Origin of the sequence: Desulfosporosinus metallidurans, from assembly GCF_001936615.1 — a bacterium.
Lineage (GTDB): Bacteria > Bacillota > Desulfitobacteriia > Desulfitobacteriales > Desulfitobacteriaceae > Desulfosporosinus > Desulfosporosinus metallidurans.
On the sequence record NZ_MLBF01000132.1, the window covers coordinates 1 to 2,322 of the forward strand.

Below are 2,322 nucleotides of genomic sequence, written 5' to 3' on the forward strand. Positions count from 1 at the left end.
CTGGAAGTTAATTTTCAGTTAGATTGTTACAGGGTATAAGAATACTTTTTCTTTTCTTTATGTGAGCATGCAGGGCAACCTCCACCCCGTGACCTTCTATCAACGGATGCCATCCATTCAGTGTCGCATTTTGAACATTTCCACCACACTTTTTTTCGAGTGCCAGCAATAACCATTGTGGGCTTAAGATTACCATTTTTATCGTAATTCCATTCTTTTACTAATTCCGGGAATAATGTCTGAGTATCATTAAAACCAGTTAAGAGACGTACATGACTACAATAAGGGCAACCTTGACCTTTACTTCTATTATTTATAATAGCTTCCCATTCATGCCCACAGCTCCCTTTCCACCATACTTTCTTATTGCTATGTGTGGATACTGTTGTTGGTAAGATGTCTATGTTTTTTTCATAATTCCATTCGCTGGCTAACTGAGAATTTATATCAAGAAGAGAACCATTCTTGATAATTATTTGTTGACTTCTAGTATAAGCAGCCTTAAGCTTCGAACAATCCGGGCATCCACTTCCCTCGCTTCTATCTGCAATCCTCATGGAATAACTTTTCCTACAATTAGGACATATCCACCAAACTGATTTGCCACTACGAGAAGACACCAGTTCTGGCCTTAAAACACCATTTTTTTCACAATCCCATTCTTTTGCTAAATTAGGATGTTTGTATGCAAAAGAGTTTCGTTTTTCCTGTATATCCATTAATGAATAAATTTCTTTTTTATCAGATGCAATATCAACTCTAGGATATAATACTTTTAGTTCTTTTTTGAGGACAATTCTAATAACCCGTTGCAGATCGAGATCATTCGGGGATACAATGTAATCAATTGAAGAATCATTCAGCAAACCAATGTCCTTGACTCGAAGCCTAATAAGTTTTATTCCATTTTGTTGACATACTATATTTTTATTAATATCTCTTTCCCTCGTGTGATAAATCCCGTCATATTCCAAGCCAATATTCATAGATGGGATATAAACGTCTAGTTCAAGATCACCAATGCTTTTATCTTTATAATTTGCAATCGCATCTTTAAAGAATTGCCTAACATAAAAATACAATGCTTTTTCTGGAAACGAAATATGCCTCTCGTTATTGCAAATAGGGCATCCTGTGCCACTACTTCTATAATAGACTGATGCTTCCCATTCATGCCCTTTTTTACATTTCCACCATACTTTCCTCTCAGAACCAGCTACAACATCTGAAGGCTTTAAATTCCCATTTTTGGTTGGATGCCATTCTTGAACTATTTCGGGTTTAGTTGTCGCTAAATCATTGTATCCTTCCAAAACTTGTTTGTTCACACAGATTGGGCACCCTAACCCTTTGCTTCTATCAGACACTTTTGCACTCCAGTTATGCCCTTTGTCGCATTGCCACCATACTATTTTATTACTGAATTTAGTTACATCTGAAGGTTTTAGGTCTCCATTTTTTGTTAAGTTCCATTCGCGAGCTATTTTCGGATTTATAGTTGCCAAATCATTGAATCCAGCTAAAACTCGCCTTCCGCTACAAATTGGACATCCTTGACCTTCTTGTCTTTTACAAACTGTGCACTCCCACTCATGTCCTTTTTCACATCTCCACCATACCTTTTTGTTGCTTCTAGTTGAAACCATAGTTGGTTTTAAATATCCGTTTTTATTTGAATGCCATTCCATAGCTAAATTCGGATTATTTGATTGTAAATCATTAAATCCTATTAATACGGACTTTCCTGCGCAAAATGGACAACCTTCTCCTCCTTGCCTGTGGGCTACTGAACTTTTCCAGCTATGGCCATTTTCACATCTCCACCAAGCCTTTTTATGGGTTCCACATGTTAATGTATTGGGATCAAGTTCTTTGTTTTTCTCCCAATCCCATTCGGCCATGAGTTGTGTGTTATCACGTAAATATTTCTTTTCCTTTTTATCTACCATTGCTTTCAACCATCTTTCAGCTACCAAGTTGTAATACATTATAATTGGACAATTTTGTATTTTAATAAGTCTGTAATTTTTTTGTTTACCTTAATTCAGTATACTCCTGATTTCACTCCAGTCATTACGGAAAAATGCAAAGCAAAAAGAGGGTCAGTTCTAGCTGATCCCCAATCTTACCAACTTCCGCTAATAGACATTATCAATACTTATACTCTATTGACTCCACTTTTACCGAAATCAGGATTCATTGGCTAGTTGGTAATTGTAAACCTACACTTCGGATAATTGTTACACCCTTTAAAATCTCCATATTTACCTTTCTCGTGATCAGCTCCCCACCACATTTGGGACAACTATTAACGCCAATTGT

General features: G+C 36.5%; 2 protein-coding genes. Both read right to left on the bottom strand.

What is annotated here, in order from left to right:
- Positions 1 to 26: 26 nt before the first annotated feature.
- Positions 27 to 1,949 (bottom strand): zinc-ribbon domain-containing protein, encoded by a 1,923-nt coding sequence (locus DSOL_RS25890; RefSeq protein ID WP_075367571.1) that lies wholly within the window; start codon positions 1,947 to 1,949, stop codon positions 27 to 29.
- 254 nt (positions 1,950 to 2,203) lie between these two features.
- Positions 2,204 to 2,296, bottom strand: coding sequence for a topoisomerase DNA-binding C4 zinc finger domain-containing protein (locus DSOL_RS25895; RefSeq protein WP_235839013.1), 93 nt, complete (start codon positions 2,294 to 2,296; stop codon positions 2,204 to 2,206).
- Positions 2,297 to 2,322 lie beyond the last annotated feature (26 nt).